General features: G+C 60.1%; 12 protein-coding genes and 1 pseudogene. 7 read left to right on the plus strand and 6 right to left on the minus strand.

Annotated features, from left to right (window positions below; all coding sequences use genetic code 11):
* Positions 1-152 precede the first annotated feature (152 nt).
* The 3 genes from acs (at position 153) to GVN17_RS26710 (ending at position 4,649) form a co-directional block, all read left to right on the plus strand.
* Positions 153-2,090, plus strand: a complete 1,938-nt coding sequence (acs, locus tag GVN17_RS26700; protein ID WP_166598288.1) for an acetate--CoA ligase — start codon at positions 153-155, stop codon at positions 2,088-2,090.
* A gap of 168 nt (positions 2,091-2,258) precedes the next feature.
* Positions 2,259-3,128, plus strand: a complete 870-nt coding sequence (locus tag GVN17_RS26705; protein ID WP_166598289.1) for an oxygenase MpaB family protein — start codon at positions 2,259-2,261, stop codon at positions 3,126-3,128.
* 342 nt (positions 3,129-3,470) lie between these two features.
* Entirely contained in the window at positions 3,471-4,649 is a 1,179-nt protein-coding gene (locus GVN17_RS26710) for an acetyl-CoA C-acetyltransferase (RefSeq protein ID WP_166598290.1), read from the plus strand.
* A 148-nt stretch (positions 4,650-4,797) separates the two neighbouring features.
* On the opposite strand, the gene mgtA is transcribed toward GVN17_RS26710, so the two are convergent.
* The gene (gene mgtA / locus GVN17_RS26715; RefSeq protein ID WP_166598291.1) at positions 4,798-7,509 is read right to left on the minus strand and encodes a magnesium-translocating P-type ATPase; all 2,712 of its coding nucleotides are present in this window, start codon (positions 7,507-7,509) and stop codon (positions 4,798-4,800) included.
* A gap of 673 nt (positions 7,510-8,182) precedes the next feature.
* Between mgtA and GVN17_RS26720 the strand changes: the two genes are divergently transcribed.
* The 3 genes from GVN17_RS26720 to GVN17_RS26730 all read left to right on the plus strand — a co-directional run bounded on the left by GVN17_RS26720 (position 8,183) and on the right by GVN17_RS26730 (position 12,609).
* Complete coding sequence (locus GVN17_RS26720) at positions 8,183-9,199, plus strand: class I SAM-dependent rRNA methyltransferase (RefSeq protein WP_166598292.1); 1,017 nt, start codon at positions 8,183-8,185, stop codon at positions 9,197-9,199.
* Between the two features lie 113 nt (positions 9,200-9,312).
* Complete coding sequence (locus GVN17_RS26725) at positions 9,313-12,291, plus strand: DUF748 domain-containing protein (protein ID WP_166598293.1); 2,979 nt, start codon at positions 9,313-9,315, stop codon at positions 12,289-12,291.
* Positions 12,292-12,306: 15 nt separating this feature from the next.
* A complete protein-coding gene (locus GVN17_RS26730; protein ID WP_371928629.1) occupies positions 12,307-12,609 on the plus strand; it encodes a DUF2845 domain-containing protein in 303 nt (100 codons plus the stop codon).
* Between the two features lie 154 nt (positions 12,610-12,763).
* Here the strand turns inward: GVN17_RS26730 and GVN17_RS30120 are convergent, their stop codons facing one another.
* From GVN17_RS30120 to GVN17_RS26750, 5 genes and pseudogenes are all read right to left on the minus strand, one after another.
* Positions 12,764-13,585, minus strand: coding sequence for a methyl-accepting chemotaxis protein (locus tag GVN17_RS30120; RefSeq protein WP_371928630.1), 822 nt, complete (start codon positions 13,583-13,585; stop codon positions 12,764-12,766).
* A 36-nt stretch (positions 13,586-13,621) separates the two neighbouring features.
* Positions 13,622-14,500 (minus strand): annotated as a pseudogene (locus GVN17_RS30125) (cache domain-containing protein); the annotation flags it as partial.
* A 317-nt stretch (positions 14,501-14,817) separates the two neighbouring features.
* Positions 14,818-16,191, minus strand: a complete 1,374-nt coding sequence (locus GVN17_RS26740) for an HlyD family type I secretion periplasmic adaptor subunit (protein ID WP_166598295.1) — start codon at positions 16,189-16,191, stop codon at positions 14,818-14,820.
* A complete protein-coding gene (locus GVN17_RS26745) occupies positions 16,181-18,334 on the minus strand; it encodes a type I secretion system permease/ATPase (protein ID WP_166598296.1) in 2,154 nt (717 codons plus the stop codon). Before GVN17_RS26745 ends, GVN17_RS26740 begins: the two co-directional genes overlap by 11 nt.
* A 68-nt stretch (positions 18,335-18,402) precedes the next feature.
* On the minus strand, positions 18,403-19,752 hold the full coding sequence (locus tag GVN17_RS26750) for a TolC family outer membrane protein (protein WP_166598297.1): 1,350 nt from the start codon (positions 19,750-19,752) through the stop codon (positions 18,403-18,405).
* A gap of 382 nt (positions 19,753-20,134) precedes the next feature.
* On the opposite strand from GVN17_RS26750, the gene GVN17_RS26755 reads away from it, so the two are divergent.
* The coding region (locus GVN17_RS26755; RefSeq protein ID WP_166598298.1) for a retention module-containing protein at positions 20,135-22,524 on the plus strand (2,390 nt) is incomplete at its 3' end.

The raw sequence follows: 22,524 nt of genomic DNA on the forward strand, positions 1-22,524 counted from the left end.
CGGCGGGTTTTGTGTATCTGGATCACCGAGTCAAGCCGAAAGGCAGAATCAAAAGAGAGCACGACTGAATCCGACCCGCCTGAACCCTGCCGACACGATCGACTCTGATGTCCTATTGTGGCTACACAACATCACAAAAAAAAGGAGACGCCATGTTCAATATCAGCGATTTCCCACACGCCGACGCGACGCGCAAAGCCGCTCAACTCAGTGCCGATGACTATCAGCGTCTGTACCGGCAATCCATCGAGCAGCCCGACACCTTCTGGGCCGAGCAGGCGAAAAAATTTCTCCACTGGTTCTCGCCGTGGGATCAGGTCCAGCAGTGCGACATCAAGACCGGCAGCGCGCAGTGGTTCAAAGGCGGCACGCTGAACGTGAGTTACAACTGCATCGACCGTCATCTGGAAAAGCGCGGCGACCAAGTGGCGATCATTTGGGAAGGCGATAATCCCTCCGAGTCCGCCGAAATCACCTACAAGAAGCTGCACCACAACGTTGCCCGTCTGGCGAATGTGCTGAAGCAGCGCGGCGTGAAGAAAGGCGACCGGGTGTGCATCTACATGCCGATGATTCCGGAAGCGGCCTATGCAATGCTGGCCTGCACCCGCATCGGCGCGATTCATTCGGTGGTGTTCGGCGGCTTTTCCCCTGACGCCCTGCGTGACCGGATTCTCGACGCTGATTGCCACACCATCATCACCGCCGATGAAGGTGTGCGCGGCGGCAAATACGTGCCGTTGAAACAGAACGTCGACAAAGCCCTGCAAAGCTGCCCGAACGTCAGCACGGTGCTGGTGGTCAAGCGCACCGAAGGCCAGGTCGAGTGGGTCGAAGGCCGCGACATCTGGTATCACGAAGCGCTTCACGGCATCAGCGACGATTGCCCGCCCGAACCGATGGACGCCGAAGACCCGCTGTTCATCCTCTACACCTCGGGCAGCACCGGCAAACCAAAGGGGGTGCTGCACACAACCGGCGGTTACCTGCTGCAAGCGGCGATGACCCATCAGCATGTCTTCGATTATCGCGAGGGCGAGATTTTCTGGTGCTCCGCCGACGTCGGCTGGGTCACCGGACACACGTACATCGTCTACGGCCCGCTGGCCAACGGTGCCACCACGCTGATTTTCGAAGGCGTGCCGAATTACCCCGACACCTCGCGCTTCTGGCAGGTGATCGACAAGCACCACGTCAATATCTTCTACACCGCGCCAACGGCATTGCGAGCACTGATGCGTGAGGGGCCGAAGCCGCTGGAAACGACAAGCCGGGAAAGCCTGCGCATTCTCGGCACGGTCGGTGAGCCCATTAACCCGGAAGCGTGGGAATGGTATTTCCATAAAGTAGGAAAAGACCGCTGCCCTATCGTCGATACGTGGTGGCAGACCGAAACCGGCGGCACGATGCTCACCCCGCTGATCAGCACAACGCCCCTAAAACCGGGCTGCGCCACTCAGCCGATGTTTGGCGTACAGCCCGTGCTGCTCGACGAAAAAGGCAATGAGCTGGAGGGCGCGACCAGCGGCTTATTGGCGATCAAGGCCAGTTGGCCGGGGCAGATTCGCGGTGTGTATGGCGATCAGCAACGCATGATCGACACCTACTTCAAACCCTACCCCGGTTATTACTTCACGGGTGACGGCGCGCGTCGGGATCAGGACGGGCATTACTGGATCACCGGGCGGGTGGACGACGTGATCAACGTGTCCGGGCATCGCATCGGCACGGCGGAGGTCGAGAGCGCGTTGGTATTGCATGACAGCGTGGCCGAGGCAGCGGTGGTGGGTTACCCCCATGACGTGAAAGGCATGGGTATTTATGCATTCGTGACCACCATGGCCGGGATCGAGCCGGACGAGGCGTTGCAGAAGGAACTGTTGACGCTGGTCAGCAAGGAAATCGGCAGTTTCGCTAAACCGGAGCTGATTCAGTGGGCCCCGGCCTTGCCGAAAACCCGTTCCGGGAAGATCATGCGGCGCATCCTGCGCAAGATCGCCTGCAACGAAATCGACAGTTTGGGGGATATCTCGACCCTCGCGGATTCGAGTGTCGTGGAGGGGTTGATCGAGAAGCGCCTTAACCGATAGAGGTAGGAGCGTGGCTTGTCCCGCGATCGGCGGGGAACCCGTCGTAAAACCGCCATACGTGTAGTGTCAGGTGCACTGCTGATCGCAGGCTTTTACTGCCGTTCCGGCAGATCGCGGGACAAGCCACGCTCCTACAGTATTGGCATTCCATCTTTCGACTGGACACCCATGGAATTCATCCGCACCCGCATCGAAACCCAGGTCATGAGCATGACCGGCCTGGCCCTTGGCCAACTGGACATGGAGAACCCCAAGGGCGATCCGGGTCTGTTCGGGCCGCAGGCGGTGTGCTGGCAGGTGCACGGCGATTTCCCGAGCATGATGATCGGCGGCATTTGCGCATTGATGCTGCAAATGCTCCATCCTCGCGTGCTGGCTGGGGTGTGGGATCACTCCAACTTTCGTGAAGACCTGCTCGGGCGGCTGCGGCGAACCGGGCAATTCATCTCCGGCACCACGTTCGGTTCGACCCACGACGCCAATTGGCTGATCGACAAGGTGCTGAGCATCCATTCGCAGATCAGCGGGATCGCCCCGGACGGCACCCCGTACAAGGCCGATGACCCGGCGCTGCTAACGTGGGTGCACGTGGCCGAAGTGAGCAGTTTCATGGCTGCACATTTGCGATACCTCAATCCGGACCTGCCCCTCGACGCTCAGGACTGCTATTACGCCGAAACCGCGCTCGTCGCGGAGCGTCTGGGTGCGCGCGACATTCCGCGTTCGGCCGCTGAAATCGACGCTTACCTGCATCGGATGCGCCCGCAGCTGGTGTGTGATGACCGGGCGCGTGAGGTGTTCAGCGTCCTGCAGAATGCCCCGGCACCCAGCCGCATGGCCAAGCCAATGGGGCGTCTGATGATGCAGGCCGGGGTTGAATTGATGCCGGAATGGGCGAGCGGGATGTTCGATATCCGGATGGGGAATTTCAAACGCCAAATGATCCGCGCGGGGGTTAACCGGACCGCACCGATCTTGAGATGGGCCGTGCGCAATGCGTCGGTGCATCGGGCGCGGCGCAGGATGGGAGTTCTCTGAGACCGGCATCACCCTATCCTCCTGTAGGAGTGAGCGTGCTCACGAAAGGGCACGTACATTCAAAACATTTCAATGTCCTGACGTCAGCATTCGCGAGCAAGCTCACTCCTACAGTTGATCGTATCCCCTGTAGGAGTGAGCTTGCTCGCGAGGGCCGGCACTACCAATACAGGGCTCGCGGGAAGGAACAATCTTGAACAGTCAGCGCAATCAAGAAAACGCTTAAATTACCACCGTCATTCATGCCACCATGTGCCCCTTTGATTTCCCGGCCACGGGCCTCCCTTTTCAGCTTTGTCTCCAGGCCCGGGCGTTACACCCACAACCGTGAGGATTCGTACCATGCAAGACGTCGTAATCGTTGCAGCCACCCGCACCGCGGTCGGCAGTTTTCAGGGTTCGTTGGCGAATGTGTCGGCTGTTGATCTGGGCGCAGCGGTGATCCGTCAGTTGCTGGCGCAGACCGGTCTGGACCCGGCGCAGGTCGATGAGGTGATCATGGGGCAAGTCCTTACCGCAGGTGCCGGTCAGAACCCAGCGCGTCAAGCATCGATCAAAGCGGGGCTGCCGTTCGCGGTGCCCGCGATGACGCTGAACAAGGTCTGCGGTTCGGGCCTCAAGGCCCTGCACTTGGGCACTCAGGCAATCCGTTGCGGCGACGCTGACGTGATCATTGCGGGCGGTCAGGAAAGCATGAGCTTGGCCAACTATGTGATGCCGGGTGCGCGTACCGGCCTGCGCATGGGCCACGCGACTATGGTCGACACCATGATCAGCGACGGCCTGTGGGATGCGTTCAACGATTACCACATGGGCATCACCGCCGAGAACCTGTCGGAAAAGTACGGCATCAGCCGTGAGGCGCAAGACGCCTTCGCCGCTGCCTCGCAACAGAAAGCCGCTGCGGCCATCGAAGCCGGGCGTTTCGTCGATGAAATCACCCCGATCCTGATCCCTCAGCGCAAAGGCGACCCGATCTCCTTCGCCACCGACGAACAACCCCGTGCAGGCACCACCGCCGAATCCCTGGGCAAACTCAAGCCGGCCTTCAAGAAAGACGGCACCGTGACCGCCGGTAACGCCTCGTCGCTGAATGATGGCGCCGCTGCGGTCATCCTGATGAGCGCGAAGAAGGCTGAAGAACTGGGCTTGCCGGTGCTGGCGCGCATTGCCGCTTACGCGAACGCGGGTGTTGACCCGGCGATCATGGGCATCGGCCCGGTCAGCGCCACCCGTCGTTGCCTGGACAAAGCGGGCTGGTCGCTGGATGAGCTGGACCTGATCGAAGCCAACGAAGCGTTTGCCGCGCAATCGCTGTCGGTGGGCAAAGAGCTGGGTTGGGACATGGAGAAGGTCAACGTCAACGGTGGCGCCATTGCCATCGGCCACCCGATCGGTGCGTCGGGCTGCCGCGTGCTGGTGACCCTGCTGCATGAAATGATCAAACGCGATGCCAAGAAGGGTCTGGCGACCCTGTGCATCGGTGGGGGTCAGGGCGTGGCGTTGGCACTGGCGCGGTAATTTCACCCACACCGCAACTCCCCCTGTGGGAGCGAATTCATTCGCGAAAAATGGTTCAACCGACGCACATGTGTTGGTTGAACCAATGCCTCGCGAATGAATTCGCTCCCACAGTCGTTTTCAGCCCGCCGTAGGCATCGGCTTTACCTCACTGCCACCCAAACTTGCGCACGTAGAACCCCTTCACCGCCTGAGTCAGCCCCACGTACGCCAGTAGAATCACCGGCAGGATGACGAAGTACAGCGGTGGCAGCGCCTGCAGTTTGAAGTAATGCGCCAGCGGCCCCATCGGCAGGAACACGCCCACCGCCATGATCACCCCGGTCATCACCATCAACGGCATGGCCGCGCGGCTCTGCAGGAACGGGATTTTCGGGGTGCGGATCATGTGCACGATCAGCGTCTGAGTCAGCAGCCCCACCACAAACCAGCCTGACTGGAACAGGGTTTGATGTTCAGGCGTGTTGGCGCCGAACACGTACCACATCACCGCAAAGGTGGTGATGTCGAAGATCGAGCTGATCGGCCCGAAGAACACCATGAAACGCCCCACGTCCGCAGGCTGCCAGCGTTGCGGTTTTTTCAGCAGTTCCTCGTCGACGTTATCGAACGGAATGGCAATCTGCGAAATGTCGTACAGCAGGTTCTGCACCAGCAGGTGCATCGGCAGCATCGGCAGGAACGGAATGAACGCACTGGCCACCAGCACCGAGAACACGTTGCCGAAGTTCGAACTGGCCGTCATTTTGATGTACTTGAGCATGTTGGCGAAGGTACGACGCCCTTCCAGCACGCCCTCCTCCAGCACCATCAGGCTTTTTTCCAGCAGGATGATGTCGGCCGCTTCCTTGGCGATGTCCACCGCGCTGTCCACCGAAATGCCGATGTCAGCAGTGCGCAGTGCTGGCGCGTCGTTGATGCCATCGCCCATAAAACCCACCACGTGGCCGTTGGCCTTGAGCAGCCGCACGATGCGTTCCTTGTGAGAAGGCGTCAGTTTGGCGAACACGTTGGTGGTTTCCACGGCGACCGCGAGTTCAGCATCGCTCATGCGCTCAACGTCGCCGCCCAGCAACAGGCCCTGGCGTTCCAGCCCCACTTCACGGCAGATCTTCGCGGTCACGCGCTCGTTGTCGCCGGTCAGCACCTTTACCGCCACGCCGTGTTCAGCCAACGCCTTCAGTGCAGGCGCGGTGCTTTCTTTGGGTGGATCAAGGAAGGCCACGTAACCGATCAGGGTCAGGTCGCTTTCATCGGCCAGCCCATAAGTGTCACGCCCCGCGTCCATTGCACGCGCAGCCACAGCCACGACGCGCAGGCCTTCTTCGTTGAATTCCGCCGTGACTTGCAGGATGCGCTCCAGCAGTTCCGGGGTCAGCGCTTCATCCGCATCGCCATGACGCACGCGGTTGCACACGCCCAGCACTTCTTCCAGCGCGCCTTTGCAGATCAGCAGATGCGGCTGGCCTTGCTCCTGCACCACCACCGACATGCGCCGACGGTTGAAGTCGAACGGCACTTCGTCGACCTTGCTGAACGCCGTGCCGACTTGCAGTTCGCGGTGGATTTCCACGTGTTCCAGCACCGCGACGTCCAGCAGGTTTTTCAGGCCGGTCTGGTAGTAGCTGTTCAGGTACGCCATTTCCAGCACGTCGTCGGACTCATCCCCCCACACGTCCACATGGCGGGCGAGGAAGATTTTGTCTTGGGTCAGCGTCCCGGTTTTGTCGGTGCACAGCACGTCCATGGCGCCGAAGTTCTGAATCGCGTCCAGACGTTTGACGATGACTTTCTTGCGCGACAGGAACACCGCGCCTTTGGCAAGCGTCGAGGTGACGATCATCGGCAGCATTTCCGGGGTCAGGCCCACGGCGATGGACAGCGCGAACAGCAGCGCTTCCATCCAGTCGCCCTTGGTGAAGCCGTTGATGAACAGCACCAACGGGGCCATGACGAACATGAAACGGATCAGCAGCCAGCTGACCTTGTTGACCCCGGCCTGGAACGAAGTGGGTGCGCGGTCGGTGGCGCTGACCCGCTGAGCCAGGGCGCCGAAATAGGTGTGGTTGCCGGTCGCTAGAATCACCCCGGTCGCAGCACCGGACACCACGTTGGTGCCCATGAACAGGATGTTTTCCAGGTCCAGCGGATTGCCGGTATCGACTTCCTGACGGCGGGCGAATTTCTCCACCGGCATAGACTCCCCGGTCATCGCGGCCTGACTGACGAACAGGTCCTTGGCGCTCAGCACGCGGCAGTCGGCGGGGATCATATCGCCAGCCGAGAGCACGATCAGATCACCCGGCACCAGTTGCTTAATCGGCAGCTCGATGCGCTGCGACTTGGTTTCCTGACGACGCAGCACGGTCGCGGTGTTGCTGACCATCGCCTTGAGGGCATCGGCGGCCTGATTGGAGCGGGTTTCCTGCCAGAAGCGCAGCAGGGTCGAGAGCACCACCATCGAGAAAATCACGGTGGCGGCTTTCATGTCCTCGGTCAGCCATGAGATGAAGGCCAGCAGGGTCAACAGCAGGTTGAACGGATTTTTGTAGCAGTGCCACAGATGTACCCACCAAGGCAGCGGCTGCTCGTGCTCGACTTCGTTGAGGCCATGTTGCTGGCGCAAGGCCAGGGCTTCGTCTTCGCTCAGGCCTTCGTGGTGGGTGTGCAGGCGTGCGAGCAATTCAGGCACGTCGCTGCTGGCACCCCGGGTGAGGGTTTGCGCCAGAGTGGGCGGGACTTCGCGGCTGACGGTGGCGTCGGTGAGGCTGTCGAGCATCGCCAGCCGACGGAAGTGCCGGGCGAAGTGGCGAGTGCGCAGGAAGCCTGCGAAGAACTCTTTCAGGGTGTTGAATTTCATGGCCGTGTCCCCTGGACTGAAGGGCTACTACTCATGGAGATTCAGGGGGCACAGCCGAGCGCACTGCGCGTCGTTCAGGTGTGAACGGCGCACAACGATAAGCCCGCGCGACCGATAAACGGCGCGCGGTGCCTGGGCGTCAGGGAAGGACAGGAAAAAGAATCGCCTGCCGTTTCTCGCGTTTATCAGCGAGATAACGGCAGTGAAAAGACTGCGCGTTATCTTGCCGAGGATTGGCCGGTCGTCAGAACCGGCTGACGTCTGTCACTCGAACAAGTACCCACTGTGGGTCTCCGCATCTGTTGAAAACGGGCGAAGAATACGCCCGGCTTTTATGAGAGTAAACCGCCATCACGGGACCTGCAGAGACTATTGCGCGGGGATTCAGGGAAGGTTCAGGAAGGGCGTTTCCTACAGGTGACGCGACCGTCTTGCGACTCGTCCCGGGGAAATGAACGACGCCTCAGCACGGACGCCGCCGATCCCTGTGGGAGCGAATTCATTCGCAAGACGTCAGTAAGGTCGACACATCGCTGTCGCCTGACCTATCTTTCGCGAATGAATTCGCTCCCACAGGGTTCCGTGTCGCCTCACTGGCAAGCGCCAGCTGCAACACTGCCGTTGGCCGAACTGTTAAACTCGCGCGCCTTATTCCTGCCCCAAGGCGCCGAGCATGTCTTCCTTGAATCAGGCGCTCAGCGTCGCCCTCGACAACCGTCAAGCCCTGCTCGCCGAGCTGCATTCTGAAGGCACCGACTGCTATCGCCTGTTCCATGGCAGCCAGGAAGGCGCGTGCGGACTGACCATCGACCGCTACGGCCCGCAGTTGCTGGTGCAGAGTTTTCACACCAGCCTGGACCGCGACACCTTGCTGGCGGCCCACGTCACGATCAATGCCCGTTTGGATCTGGACTTGATGCTGGTCTACAACGACCGCTCCCACGGCAACTCGCGGATTGATCGCACAGACGCTGTCTATAAAGCCGACGACGCCGCGCTGAACGATCTGGTCGGCCACGAATGGGGGCTGAACTATCGAGTGCGTGGCCGTCATGCCGGTCAGGACCCTCTGCTGTTTCTCGACCTGCGCAACACCCGCGGCTGGGTCAAGGCTCATGCCAAGGGTAAAAGCGTGCTGAACCTGTTCGCTTACACCTGCGGCGTCGGCTTGAGCGCAGCAGCGGGCGGCGCGCGGGAGGTCTGCAATCTGGACTTCGCCGAAGGCAACCTCGCCGTCGGTCGTGAGAACGGCCAGTTGAACCCGCAATTGCCGGAGATGCAGTTCATCCAGTCCGACTATTTCCCGGCCATTCGCCAACTGGCGGGCCTGCCGATTGCCTCCCGTCGTGGCCAGAAACTCCCCAGCTATGTGCGCCTGGATCAACGTCAGTTTGACCTCGTATTGCTCGATCCGCCTGCGTGGGCGAAGAGCGCCTTCGGTACCGTCGACTTGCTGCGCGACTACCAAAGCCTGCTCAAGCCCGCGCTGCTGGCGACCGCCGAAAACGGTGTGCTGATCTGCTGCAACAATCTGGCAAAGGTCAGCATGGAAGAATGGCGCGAACAGGTGCTGCGCTGCGCCAACAAGCTCGGTCGGCCTGTTCGCGACTGGCAGGTGATGACGCCCGGCGTCGATTTTCCGTCGATGGATCAGCAGCCCCCACTCAAGACCTTGATCTTGCAGCTTTGATCTCCCACCCGCTGTAGGGAAATTTCCCACAAGGAATGCAGAGCCGCGACTTCGGAACCAGATTGGCGTGCCATACTCAAAGGCACCTCAGACCGAGAGAGTTGGCGACCTACATGCCCAAAGGATTGAAACGCGCCATCGGCGCCTTGCTGGCCGTCTTCGCCATTTACAGCGTGCTGGGGTTCCTTATCCTGCCCGGCATTGCGTTGCGGGTGATCAACCAGCAATTGGCGAATTACGCCACGGTGCCCGCCAGGCTGGACCGCCTCGAACTCAATCCCTACACCTTGGAAGTAACCCTGTGGGGCCTGAACATCGGTGCACCGGGCAAGGAACAGATCGGCTTCGAACGGCTTTACGCCAACCTGCAGATCGACAGCCTGTGGACCAAGGCCCTGCACCTTCAGGCCGTGAAGCTCGACAAACCCAAGACCGAATTGCTGTTTTCCAAGGACGGCAAACTCAATCTGGCTGGTCTGTTCAAGCTGCCACCCAGCGAACCCGCCAAACCTGACGAACCGCCGAGCAAGCCGTTCCCGCTGCGCATCGGCGAGATCAAGCTGTCTGACGGCTTCGTGCATTTCCAGGACCAGCGCCCCAGCGAGCCCATCGAATTCCTCTACGACGCCCTGAATTTCGAACTGAAAAACCTCAGCACTCTGCCCGAAGACAACGCCGACATGACGCTGGTCGCGGCGGGTCCTGAAGGCGGTCAGATTGACTGGGTGGGCAAAATCAGCCTGGTGCCGATCAGCTCCGAAGGCACGCTGAAAGTCACCGACGGCAAAATGAAAGTCTGGTGGCCCTACGTGCGCGACGCCTTGCCGCTGGTGCTCAAGGATGGCGTGCTCAACCTCAGCACCCATTACACGCTCAATCTGGCCAAGGGAACCGAGCTGCGGCTGGACAACACGTCACTCAAAGTCGCGCCTTTCGCCATCGATGCACCGGACGGTCGCCCGTTGGTGCGCCTGAAAAACCTGGAAGTCAGCGACACATCGCTTGATCTGGCGAAGCAGTTGGTCACCGTCGGGAAGATTCGTAGTCAGGGCCTGGAAACCTGGGCCGCTCGCGAATCCGATGGCCAACTCGACTGGCAGAAGCTGTTTGCCAGCCAGCCCTCGAAGACCGAACAGAAGAAAGCCGACGCTGAAAAGCAGCAACCCGCGACAGCATCAGACGCCGAAACCACCGCCAGCGCAAAACCTGCTGTGCCGAGCAAGCCGTGGCAAGTGCTGTTGCGCGACACTCAACTGCGCGATTACCGCGTGCACCTGGCCGACAAAGTGCCCAAGGAACCAGTCGCGCTGGACGTCGGCCCGCTCAATCTGGACCTGACAAACTTCGACAGCCTCAACAAATCGCCCTTCAACATCAAACTCGACACCGGGCTGGGGAAACAGGGCAAGCTGACGGCGGAAGGCGAAGTCAATCTTGACCCCGTGCGCGCCAAGCTCAACGTGACGACCCGCGACATCGACCTGCGCCTCGCGCAGTCCTACGTCACGCCGTTCATTCGCCTGGAAGTGCGCAGCGGCATGCTCAACACCGACCTGGCCGTTGACCTTAAAAGCACCGAGCCGTTGGCGCTGGGCATCACCGGCAAAGCGCAGGTCGATCAGTTGCACACGCTGGACACGCTCAAATCCCGGGATTTCGTGAAATGGCAGCAACTGAACGTTGAGGGCCTGAACTTCCAGCTCGGCGACAGCCTGAGCATCGCCAAGATCAACATTGAACAGCCCTATGCGCGTTTCGTGATCGCTGACGACCGCACCACCAACATCGACGACTTGCTGATTCCGCAGCCTGCCGACGGGGCACCTGCTACGACCAAAGCTGAGGCGAAACCCGCATCGAAACCGAAAACCGCGTCCGCCGACAAGCCCATGGGCATTCATATCGGCGAGGTGAACATCAACAATGGCTCAGCCAATTTCGCCGACTTCAGCCTTACGCCGAACTTTGCGACCGCCGTGCAGCAGCTCAACGGTAAGATCGGCACCCTTGATAACCGGCAGGACAAACCGGCCCCGGTGGACATTCAGGGCAAGGTCGACCGCTATGCGCCGGTCACCATCAAAGGCGCGCTTAACCCGTTCAACCCGCTGGCCAGTCTGGACATCGCCACCAGCTTCAAGCGCGTTGAGCTGACGACATTGACGCCCTACTCCGGCAAGTTCGCGGGCTACCGCATTCGCAAGGGTCGGTTGAACCTGGACCTGCATTACCTGATCACCAAAGGCCAGCTCAAGGCCGAGAACAAGGTGGTGGTCGAGCAATTGCAGCTGGGTGAAAAGGTCGACAGTCCCGACGCCGTGAACCTGCCCCTCAAACTGGCGATTGCGCTGCTCAAGGATGTGGACGGCAAGATTTCCATCGAACTGCCCGTGACCGGCGACCTGAACAATCCGCAGTTCAGCGTGATGCCGATTGTCTGGCAGACCCTGCGCAACCTGGTGGTCAAGGCTGCCGCCGCGCCGTTCAAATTCATCGGCGGTTTGATCAGCGGTGGCGGTTCGGAAGATTTGGGCACCGTGGCGTTCGCCCCCGGTTCGGACGACTTGAGTGGCGAGGCGCAGGCGTCGCTGGACAAGCTGGCCGCCGCCCTGAAAGCGCGCCCTGCCCTGCGGCTGGAAATCGAAGGCACCAGCGCCGAGGCCAGCGACGGGCCGCTCATTGCGCAACAGCGTCTGGAGCGCGAATACCAGAGCACGTACTACAAAATTCTCCAGCGACGCGGCGATAAGGTGCCAGCGCAGGCGGGCGATCTGAAGGTGCCTGATGACGAGAAAGCGCCGATGCTCGAAGGCATTTATCGCACACGCCTAAAACAGCAACCACCGGCGGAATGGGTTGACCTGGGCAAGGAAGAACGTCAAAACAAGCTGCGCGAGGCCGTGCTCAAATCCTGGAGTTCCAGCGCTTTACTGCTGCGCCAATTGGGTCAGGCCCGGGCAGGCAGCATCAAGGACTATCTGGTGGACAAGGGACAATTGGCGGATGATCGGGTCTATTTCGTGGACGCCTCCCTCGGTCAGCCGGAAAAAGACGGACGCGTCATCAGCCCCTTGCACCTGGACAGCGAGTAAAGACTTTTGAAGAGTGTGTTCACCAAGACCGTGGCCATTATCGGTCTGGCAACGTTGAGCGGTTTGAGCCAGGCCGATACGTTGCGTTGCGGCAGTCAGTTGATCAGCGTCGGTGACCGGATGTTCGAAGTGCAGCAGAAATGCGGCCAGCCGGTCAGCCAAGACATCGTCGGCTACAAAGAAACCGTCAACCATTTCCGCCAGGTCGATCAGGTGCAGGTCCAGGAATGGGTCTACGGCCCGAACAGCGGGATGTTTCAGTATCTTCGTTTCGAAGGTGGGCGGTTGGTGCGGATTGATAGTAAGCGGGGGAATTGAGTCCTGCGTCCATCGTTCACGCTCCACCGAATCTGTAGGAGCGAATTCATTCGCGATACGGACGCACAACCGACACATCCCCATCGTCCGAAACACCTTTCGCGAATGAATTCGCTCCCACAGTTGATCGCGTCGTTACACGCGATCGCTGCCCTCAAATCCTGAACTGCTTCACCAACCCACCCAACCGATCCCCCAACTCCGTCAGGCTGCGTGCGGTGTAGGCGCCGCTTTGTGCGTCATCGGCCACGGTGTCCACGGCCTGGGCGATCTGGGTCATGCTGCGGCTGATTTCTTCGGCCACGGCGGTCTGTTCTTCCGAGGCGCTGGCGATCTGCGCGTTCATGTCGTTGATGGTCTCGATCAACTGCCCGATGGCGTCCAGTGACGTGCCCGCCTCATTCGCCAGTTCACCGGTGGTTTTGCCGGTGTCGCTGGAACGACTCATCGCCACGACCGCCTCTTCGGCACCGCGTTGCAGCGAGTTGATCATGTCGTGAATTTCCTGAGTGCTCTGTTGCGTGCGGCTGGCCAGGGCGCGAACCTCGTCGGCGACGACCGCGAAACCCCGACCGGCATCCCCGGCACGGGCCGCTTCGATCGCGGCGTTCAAGGCCAACAGGTTGGTCTGCTCGGCCACCGAGCGAATCACGTCAACGACCGTGGCGATGGATTGCACGTCCTTGCGCAGGTGATCGAGGGACGAGCTGCTGTCGCCAATCTCGCCAATCAGCGCATGAATGCTGTCGATGCTCCTGTTCACCACGTTTTTTGCGTCCAGCCCGACATCACTCGTCTTGCGAGCGGCTTGGGAAGCGCCTTGAGCGCTGATGGACACCTGATGCGCCGCCGACGACATTTCATGAATCGCTGTCGCGACCTGATCGGTTTCCTGACGCTGACGCCCCATGGCCTGTTCCGAGCGCTGGGCCTGAGCCGACATATCACTGACCAGCCCGTTGAGCTGACTGGTCATTTCGGCGATCTGCCGCACCAGGCCATGAATCTTCTCGACGAACAAGTTGAAAGATTTCGCCAGGGCGCCCAGTTCGTCATTGCTGGTTTCCGGGAGACGACGGGTGAGGTCGCCGTCGCCGGCCGCGATGTCGTCCAGGTTCTGTTTGATCACCAGCACCGGCTTGACCAGTCCGTTGCCGAGGAACACCCCAATCAGCGCAACGATGATCAACAGGACTGCAACGACGGCGACGATCAACGCCGCTGAAGAACCGATGCGACCCTGTGTCGATGCCTCAATAGCCGCGACTTGCGTGTCGATGTCGTCGAGGTTGGCCTGGGTGCCGAATGCGAGGTCCCACTTCGCGAGGTAGTTGGTGTATCCCAGCTTCGGAATCGGCTTGTCGCTGCCCGGCGTTGGCCAGTCGTAGCGGAAGAAATGAGTGCCGTCTTTGGCCCGATCCACCAGACCGCGGATCACGAAAACACCGTTGGCGTCTTTGGCGTCGGAGAAATTCTTGCCGATATCCAGGTCCTTGTCGGCCCAGAACACGCGCACGTATTGCGAGTTGTAGCCGAAGAAGTAACTGGCCTTGTCGTATTGCAGGCTCTTCAGCACTTTGAGGGCGCGGTCGCGAGCGTCCATGTCGCCCGGTGCAGAAGCGTCGTAGATCGGCTTGATTGCCGCTTCGCCGATCTGCTGGTAGTTCTTCAGCGACAGTTTGCGCTCTTCAAGCAGCAGCGCGCGGGTCTGTTCGACTTCCTGCGTGGCCAGCTTTTGCAGGACCACCCACGTGATGCAGCTAATGACCGCAGCCAATAAAAGGCTCGGAATGATGGCAAGCAGAATGACCTTACGGCGTAGGTTCAACGTCACGTCGGCGTCCTTGTAGGCGGAAGTATCATTTTCATTGATAAAAAGACGGCAAGCCATTGCTGAGCAGCGGTCATCTAAATGGAGGATTCAGATAACCGTATCGCTGACTTCGTGCATATCTTTAGGGGAGCTGTAAGATAAATTACGGGCGCAATATGTTACAAGGCCATCATGATTGATGGGGATGATGGCGGGATCGGCTGTATCGATTTGATTGATGTATCTCGACGGGATAAACGTGAGATTAACGTCTTAGAGGGCGCTTCCCAGTGGGAGCGAATTCATTCGCGAGAAACCTTACAGGCGACAGACCCTCACCGCCCGAAACACCGCTTCGCGAATGAATTCGCTCCCACCGAGACATGTAGCATCAATCAACGCTCGTGCAACGCCTCGGCGCGAGCCTTGAGCACGGGCTTGAGCAGGTAGCTGAGAATGCTCTTCTTGCCGGTGATGATGTCCACGGAGGCAACCATGCCGGGGATGATCAGCAGCGGGTGCTCATCGGTGCCCAGGTGGCTGCGGTCGGTGCGCAGCTTGATCACGTAGAAGGTGTTCTTCTTCTCTTCGTCCTGAATGGTGTCGGCGCCGATCTGTTCCAGCTTGCCCTTGAGCCCACCGTAAATGGTGTAGTCATAGGCCGTGAATTTGATCATGGCTTCCTGACCCGGATGCAGGAACGCGATGTCTTGCGGACGAATCCGTGCTTCCACCAAAAGCGTGTCATCCAGCGGCACGATTTCAGCGATGTCGCTGCCCGGCTGGATCACGCCACCCACCGTGTTCACCAGCATCTGCTTGACGACGCCGCGCACCGGCGAGGTGACCATGGTGCGGTTGACCCGGTCTTCCAGGCCTTTGGCGGTGGACTGCGCCTTTGAGAGATTGGTCCGCGCCTCGTTCAATTGGGTCAGCGCATCGCTGCGGAATTTGCCGCGGGTCTCGTCAATCTTGCGTTGCACTTCGGCAATGGCGGCTTGGGCGCGAGGAATCGCCAGGCTGGTGCCGTCCAGTTGACCGCGGGTTTCCACTTCGGAACGCTTCAAACGCAGGATGTCCACCGGCGAAACGGCGCCCTGTGCCACCAACGGCTCGGACATGCCGATCTCCTGACGCAGCAGGTTCAGGCTGTTGCGGTATTGCTCCTGCTTGGAACCGAACTCGCGCAATTCTTGCTGACGTTGAATCAACTGCTGCTGTAAACCGCCCACTTCGTCGGCAAGTTGCTGGCGACGGCTTTTATAGAGCGACTCTTCGTTGGCGGCCTGATTGGCAGCCGACTTGCGCGCTTCCGGGCTGATGTTCAGCGGGCGGTCATCGACCTCAGCGCTCAGACGCTCAACGCGCAGTTCCATCGCCACTCGGTCAGCCTCGGTTTCACCGACGTTAGATGCGAAGCGGGTGTCGTCCAGACGAATCAGCGGCGCACCGGCGTCCACGATCTGCCCATCGCGGGCGTAGATCTGCGCGACGATGCCGCCTTCCAGGTTCTGGATTTTCTGAATTTTGGTCGAAGGGATCGCCTTGCCCTCGCCCTTGGTCACTTCGTCGATGACAGCGAAGTTGGCCCACAGCACGAGAAAGGTGAAGAACAGGATGACGGCCCAGATGGTCAGTCGAACGATGCGCGGCGCGTCATCGACCAGCGCCTTTTCCACCTCGGGCATCGGCTGCCCTTCCAGGGAAGGCGAACCTTTGAAATAGCCGAACAACCCACCGCCGGAATTTGGACCCGATTTAAGCAACACTGATCTGCCCCTTCTTCAACGCTTCCATCACGGCGGCTTTCGGGCCGTCGGCAAGAATCTGGCCACGGTCGATCACCAGCAGGCGGTCGACCAGAGAGAGCAGCGAGGCCCGGTGTGTCACAAGAATCACGGTCTTTTTCTCGATAACGGCTTGCAGGCGCTGCTTCAAGCGCTCTTCGCCGGTGTTGTCCATGGCGCTGGTGGGTTCGTCGAGCAGCAGAATCGGCGGATCGAGCAACAAAGCCCGAGCCAGTGCCACGTTCTGACGCTGGCCGCCCGAGAGGTTCTGCCCACGCTCGCCCACCTGCAGCTCGTAGCCTTGAGGGTGAAGACGGGCAAACTCGTGAACGCCTGCCAGCTCGGCGGCTTGAAGGACCATTTCGTCATCGACGTACCGCGCGCCGGACACCAGGTTGTCACGGAGCGTGCCCGCCAACAGTTGAATGTCTTGCGCGACGTAACCGATGTTGTGCCGCAACTCGCTCACGTCAATCTGGCGAATGTCCACGCCATCCACCAGCAACGAGCCTTCATCTGGTTGATACAACCCCACCAGCAACTTGGCCAGCGAGCTTTTACCCGAGCCGCTGCGGCCAATGATGCCGATCTTCTCGCCAGGGCGGACCACCAGGTTGATGTTCTTCAGCGCGAGGTTCTGTTGATTCGGGTACGTGAACTCGATGTTGCGGAATTCCATGGCGCCTTGCAGGACCTGACGGCTGAGCGGGCGCTCTTCGAAGTTGCGCTCCTGCGGCAGCTCCATCATCTGGTCTACGGACACCATGGTGACCTTGGCCTGTTGATAGCGGGTCAGCAAACCGGACAGCGCGGCCAATGGACCCAGCGCACGGCCGCTGAGCATGTAGCACGCGACCAGGCCGCCCATGCTGAGGTTGCCGTCGATGATCATGTACACGCCAAAGCAGATCATCGCCACGCCCGCCAGTTGCTGGATCAGCAGCGTGATGTTCATGGCCAGGCCGGACAGAATCTTGACCCGCAATTCGAGGCGGCTGAGGGTGCCGATGGTGTGTTCCCAGTGGTACTGACGCTCGCTCTCGGCGTTGTTCACCTTCACCGCATCCAGCCCGGAGAGGGTTTCGATCAGGCTCGACTGACGCTCGGCACCCAGCGCCATGGTGCGTTCGAGGGTCGCGGTCAACGGCTTCTGCAGGAAGTGACCGATGCCTAGGGCCAGCGGGAACGCCACGACCGGAATCCACACCAGATGCCCGCCCAGCAGCGCGATCACCAACAGAATGATGAGGGTGAATGGCAGATCGATCAGGCTGGTCAGGGTCAGCGACGTCAAAAAGTCGCGCATGCCCTGAAACTCATGGATGTTCTGGGCGAAGCTGCCGACCCGCGCCGGACGAAACTTCATCGCCATGCCGACGATGCGTTCGAACAGCGTGGCGGAGATGATCAGGTCGGTTTTTTTGCCGGCCAGGTCCAGACACAGACTGCGCAGGCCCTTGAGCAACAGGTCGAACAGGTACGCGCCACAAATACCGGTCGCCAGCACCCAGAGGGTCGCGGTGGCCTGGTTCGGCACGACGCGGTCGTAGACGTTCATCACGAACAGTGGAGCGGCCAGTGCGATCAGGTTGATCACGAAACTGGCGGCAATCGCATCGGCATACAGCCAGCGCGACAGCTTGAGGGTGTCTTTGAACCAGGAGCGCGCCCGTGGGATGAGCGAGCCTTTGGTTACGTCAAATTTATGTTGCGGCTGTGCGAAGAACACCTTGCCGCCGTAATCCTTTGCCAGCACTTCACGCTCGACACGGACTTCGCCGCCGTCGCTTTCGCTGATCAACAGACGCGCGAGGTCGCCTTCCCAACCGAGCAACACCGCGCTGCGGCCTTCCTTGAGCAGCACCATCGCAGGCAGCGCGATGGTCGGAATCTGGTCGAGCCTGCGCACCAGCAGACGCCCCTGCAAACCGGCCCGGGCTGCCGCGCGGGGCAGCAAATCCGGGGTCAGGCGCTGGTCCGGCAACGGCAAGCCGGTGGTCAGCATCGCCCGGCTCGCCGGTTTGTGATGCAGGGCGCAGAGTGTCAGCAGGCCGTCCAGCAACGGGTCATCATGCTGGCTGCGGGGATCATGACCTAATTGAGCCGAAGGTAATTCCAAATCCACGCTGACACTCTCTTTCGTTAAGCAGTTAAAAGAAGCTGGGCCCTAACGGAAGCTTGCTCCGTCAAGAATCAGTTCATACCCGGCAGTTTGACCGACGGCTTTATATCGTTTTGCACAACTGATGCCAGCGGCGCCACGACGCCCTGACTTTTCAGCAGGGTGCCCATGTCGGACTGAATCCGGTATTGGGTGTAGGTTTTCAGGCTCTGCAGCTGCACCAGACGCTGTTGCGCGGTGAACAACTCGTTCTCGCTGTCGAGAAGGTCGAGCAGAGTACGCTCTCCCAGACTGAATTGCTGCTGATACGACGTACGGACACTGGTGGCCCGATCAACGTACTGCTGCGCGATAGGCACCTGAGCGGTGGCGTTGTTATAGGCGTTCCAGGCCAGGCCCAGCTCTTCATTCAGTTGACGCAGGGCGTTGTTGCGGATGTCCAGTGCCTGCGAGGTCTGATAGGACTTGGAGCTCAGGTCAGCCTTGTTGCTGCCACCGGCATACAGGTTGAACTGCATGCGCACCATCGCTTCCCAGCCATTGTTGTGGCCTTGGTCGCCACCGACGTTGTTGTCGGCGTTGCGGCCCAGCTCGGCATCGAAGCGCGGGTAGAAGGTGGACTTGGCGGTCTCGTACTGCTTCTCGGCAGCGGCGATGTCCGACTCGGCCGAACGCAGCACCGGGCTGTTGTCCAGCATCTGGCGGCGAGCTTCGTCCAACGTGGCCGGCATCAGCGCGAACGGAGCAGGTCTTTCCAGCTGATCGGGCATGTCGCCGACGGCGCTGAGGAAGTTGGTCTGGGCATCGGCCAGGTTGGTCTGCTCAGTGATCAGGTTGTTACGGGCCTGGGCCAGACGGGCATCAGCCTGGTCCATGTCGGCCATGCGACCCACACCCCGGCTGGTGCGCAGTTTGATCTGGTCATAAATACGTTCGTGGCTTTTGAGGTTTTCCTCGGCCAAACGGACCATTTCGCGTTGCGTCATTACATCGATATATACCTGCGCAACTGACAGCGCAGTTCGCTCCGAAGTATTCAACAACGAATACGCCCGAGAATTGGCGGTGGCTTGTTGACGCCCAACTTCGTTAGTTGTTTGAAAACCATCAAACAGCATTTGGCGCAAACGCACACTGGACTCGCCGCGGTTCGAAGTTTGCCAGTCGTTATTACGGCCAGAGGCACGCGTGGTCGGGTTGTCGGAGCCTTCGCGGCCATACCCCGCCAGAACGTCGACACGTGGCAGGTAGCCACCCTTCGCAGCCCGAACGTTGTAGTCCTGCGCGATACGGGCGTTGACGCCTGCCTGTACCTCGGGATGCACGTCCATGGCCTTCTGCATGGCTTCTGGCAAGGTTTGTGCCTGTACGAAACCGATTGAAAGAGCGAAAGGTACAGCGGTGTAAAAAGGCAGGCGCATGCTCGTGACTTCCCGAAAACGGACTGGGTTCAAACGGGCAAAAGGGACATTGCCGCGTCGTAGAAAATGACCATTGATGTGTGGGTTATCGGAGTGTTCTGAGCACGCTTGAGGCCGCACAGCAGAATTTGTCGATCTCTTAAAATATCAATGTGACATTACGGGTGCGATTGTTTAGGATGGCGCGAAATAGGTCAATAGTTTGGCGTAAAGTTAATTCAAAACCGGATAAGTAGCAGTTTTGAAATTGGCGTCAAATAACCAGCATCAAGAAAATCAAGTAGTTAGTGTTTAAGTAAAAAAATCAAACATTCGGACCCTTCATTCCAGCGCCAGATGGCCGATGAAGGAGTCCACAGACGTAGATCCGGAGAGTCACCCCATGAGCAGTGTTGTTGCCATCGTCAAAAGCATTGTTGGCCAAGTAGTCGCAGTCTCCGCTGAAGGGATTCGCCGTGTACTCATCGAGGGTGACCGGCTGCTGGCCGGTGAACAGGTCCTGACAGGCCCGGGAGGCGCGGTCACGCTTGAACTGGCCGACGGTCGTCACCTCGACCTGGGCCGTGACACGCAATGGAGTGCAGACACTCCGGCCTCCAGTTCTACTACTGACCTGGCAGAAGCCACCGCGCAGGCCGCGCCGTCGGTCGCTGAACTGCAGCAAGCCATCGCTGCGGGCGCCGACCCGACGCAAGACCTTGAAGCCACCGCAGCGGGCCAGACCACCGGCAGCACCGACGGCGGCAACGCGGGCGGCGGGCACAGCGTCGTCATGCTGACTGAAACGGCAGGCGTCGTAGATCCAACCATCGGTTACCCCACCGGCCCTATCGGCTCGGGTGCCGCCACCGACACACAACGTACCGCGCTCGATGACCCGTCCAACACCCGGACGCCGTCCACGCTTAGCCTGACCGGCACGCCGACCATTACCGAAGCCGGTGGCGTACTCGTTTACACCGCGACCCTGACCGTCGCGGCGCAGTCGGCCATCACCGTCACCCTGTCCAACGGCGCGATCATCAATATCGACGCAGGCCAGTTGAGCGGCAGCGTCAACGTGCCGATGAACAGCATCAACGATGTCTACCTCAACCCGAGCCAGATCAGCACCACGGTCACCGGCACCACGGGCGGCGACGGCATTGCAATCACCATTGATCCGCAACCGGCCAACACCCAGGTCACGGACACGATCGACACCACCACCGTCAGCCTCTCTGCGGACGCCGCTGCCACTGAAGGCGGTCAGATCACCTACACCGCGACGCTGACCAATGCCGCGCAGACTGCCGTCACCGTGACCCTGTCCAACGGCGCGATCATCAACATCGCTGCTGGCCAGTCCGTGGGCACCATCAAAGTCGATGCCCCGGCCAACGACGTCTACAAGACCACCGCAACAGTCAACGCGACCATCACCGGCGCATCGGGCGGCAACTTCGAACAACTGGCAATCGACGGCAAAGCCGCATCGACCACCATCGCCGACTCCATCGACACCACCCGCGTGACCCTGACCGCTTCCAGCACTGTGGCTGAAAACGGCACCATCACGTACACCGCCAGCGTCTCCAACCCAGTGACCGGCTCCCCCGTGAGCGTCACGCTGGACAACGGCAAAACCATCACCATCGGCGTCGGCCAGAGCAGCGGCAGCACCACCGCCGTCGCCACCAATGATGTGTACGTCGGTCATCCCGCGGTGACAGCTGCAATCACTGGCGTCAGCGGCGGCAACTACGAAAACCTGGCCTTCAGCAACACCCCGGTCAGCACCGCTGTCACTGACGTGCGCGACACCACGCTGATCAGCATTTCCGGCCCTTCGGCGGTCACTGAAGGTGGCACCGCGGTTTACACCGTTTCGCTGGACAACCCGGCGCACGCCACCGTCAATGTGACACTCAGCTACACAGGCACCGCCAAAGACGGCACAGATTTCACCGCCGTCAAAACCGTGACCATTCCGGCGAACGCCAGCAGCACGAACTTCTCCCTCACGACCGTCGATAACAAAGATGTCGACGGCACTCGCGACCTGACCGTGAAGATCGTCTCGGCCACCGGTGGCAACTTTGAAAACCTGGCAGTCAGCGGCAGCGCTGGCAGCGTCACTACGTCGATTCTGGATAATGATGCGCCGGTGATCGTTCCACCGACGCCAGGCACTCCGCACATTGATCTTGACGGCAACGACTCCAGCGGCGCCACTGGCAGCGATTACAAGACCGTATTCAAAGCTGGCGACCCGGGTGTTTCGGTTGGCGATTCCGATGTTGTGATCACCGATGGCGGCGCAATCAAAACCGTGACCATCAGCATCGTTAGCCCTGTGAGCGGCAGCGATTCCCTGACTGCCGGCGCTCTGCCAAGCAACATCGTCGCAACACCCTCCACCGATGGCACCCGCATCGAGCTGAGCGTCAAGCCAGGCTCGACCGCCACCCTGGCCGATTTCCAGGAGGCCATCAAAGCCATCACTTTCAGCACCACCGATACAACTGTGGGCACGCGCAACGTCAACGTCAGTTTCGTCGATGACAACAGCCAAACCTCCAATACAGCCACCACCAGCATTGCACTGAATGGCGGCGTCATCGTGACCCCGCCAGCCGGTCCAACCATCGACCTGGACGCCAACGACTCCAGCGGTGTAACCGGCAACGACTACAAAACCACCTTCAAGGTCGGCGACACCGGCGCGGCGATTGCTGACACCGATGTCACCATCACCGACGGCAGCGCAGTCAAAACTGTGACCATCAGCAT

Source organism: Pseudomonas sp. SLFW (assembly GCF_009905615.1).
GTDB lineage: Bacteria > Pseudomonadota > Gammaproteobacteria > Pseudomonadales > Pseudomonadaceae > Aquipseudomonas > Aquipseudomonas bambusae.

Coding starts and splice junctions, on each gene's coding strand:
- GVN17_RS26725 (WP_166598293.1), top strand. CDS start 9,313: ATGCCCAAAGGATTGAAACGCGCCATCGGCGCCTTGCTGGCCGTCTTC.
- GVN17_RS26705 (WP_166598289.1), top strand. CDS start 2,259: ATGGAATTCATCCGCACCCGCATCGAAACCCAGGTCATGAGCATGACC.
- acs (WP_166598288.1), top strand. CDS start 153: ATGTTCAATATCAGCGATTTCCCACACGCCGACGCGACGCGCAAAGCC.
- GVN17_RS26710 (WP_166598290.1), top strand. CDS start 3,471: ATGCAAGACGTCGTAATCGTTGCAGCCACCCGCACCGCGGTCGGCAGT.
- GVN17_RS26720 (WP_166598292.1), top strand. CDS start 8,183: ATGTCTTCCTTGAATCAGGCGCTCAGCGTCGCCCTCGACAACCGTCAA.
- mgtA (WP_166598291.1), bottom strand. CDS start 7,509: ATGAAATTCAACACCCTGAAAGAGTTCTTCGCAGGCTTCCTGCGCACT.
- GVN17_RS26750 (WP_166598297.1), bottom strand. CDS start 19,752: ATGCGCCTGCCTTTTTACACCGCTGTACCTTTCGCTCTTTCAATCGGT.
- GVN17_RS30120 (WP_371928630.1), bottom strand. CDS start 13,585: ATGACCAGTCAGCTCAACGGGCTGGTCAGTGATATGTCGGCTCAGGCC.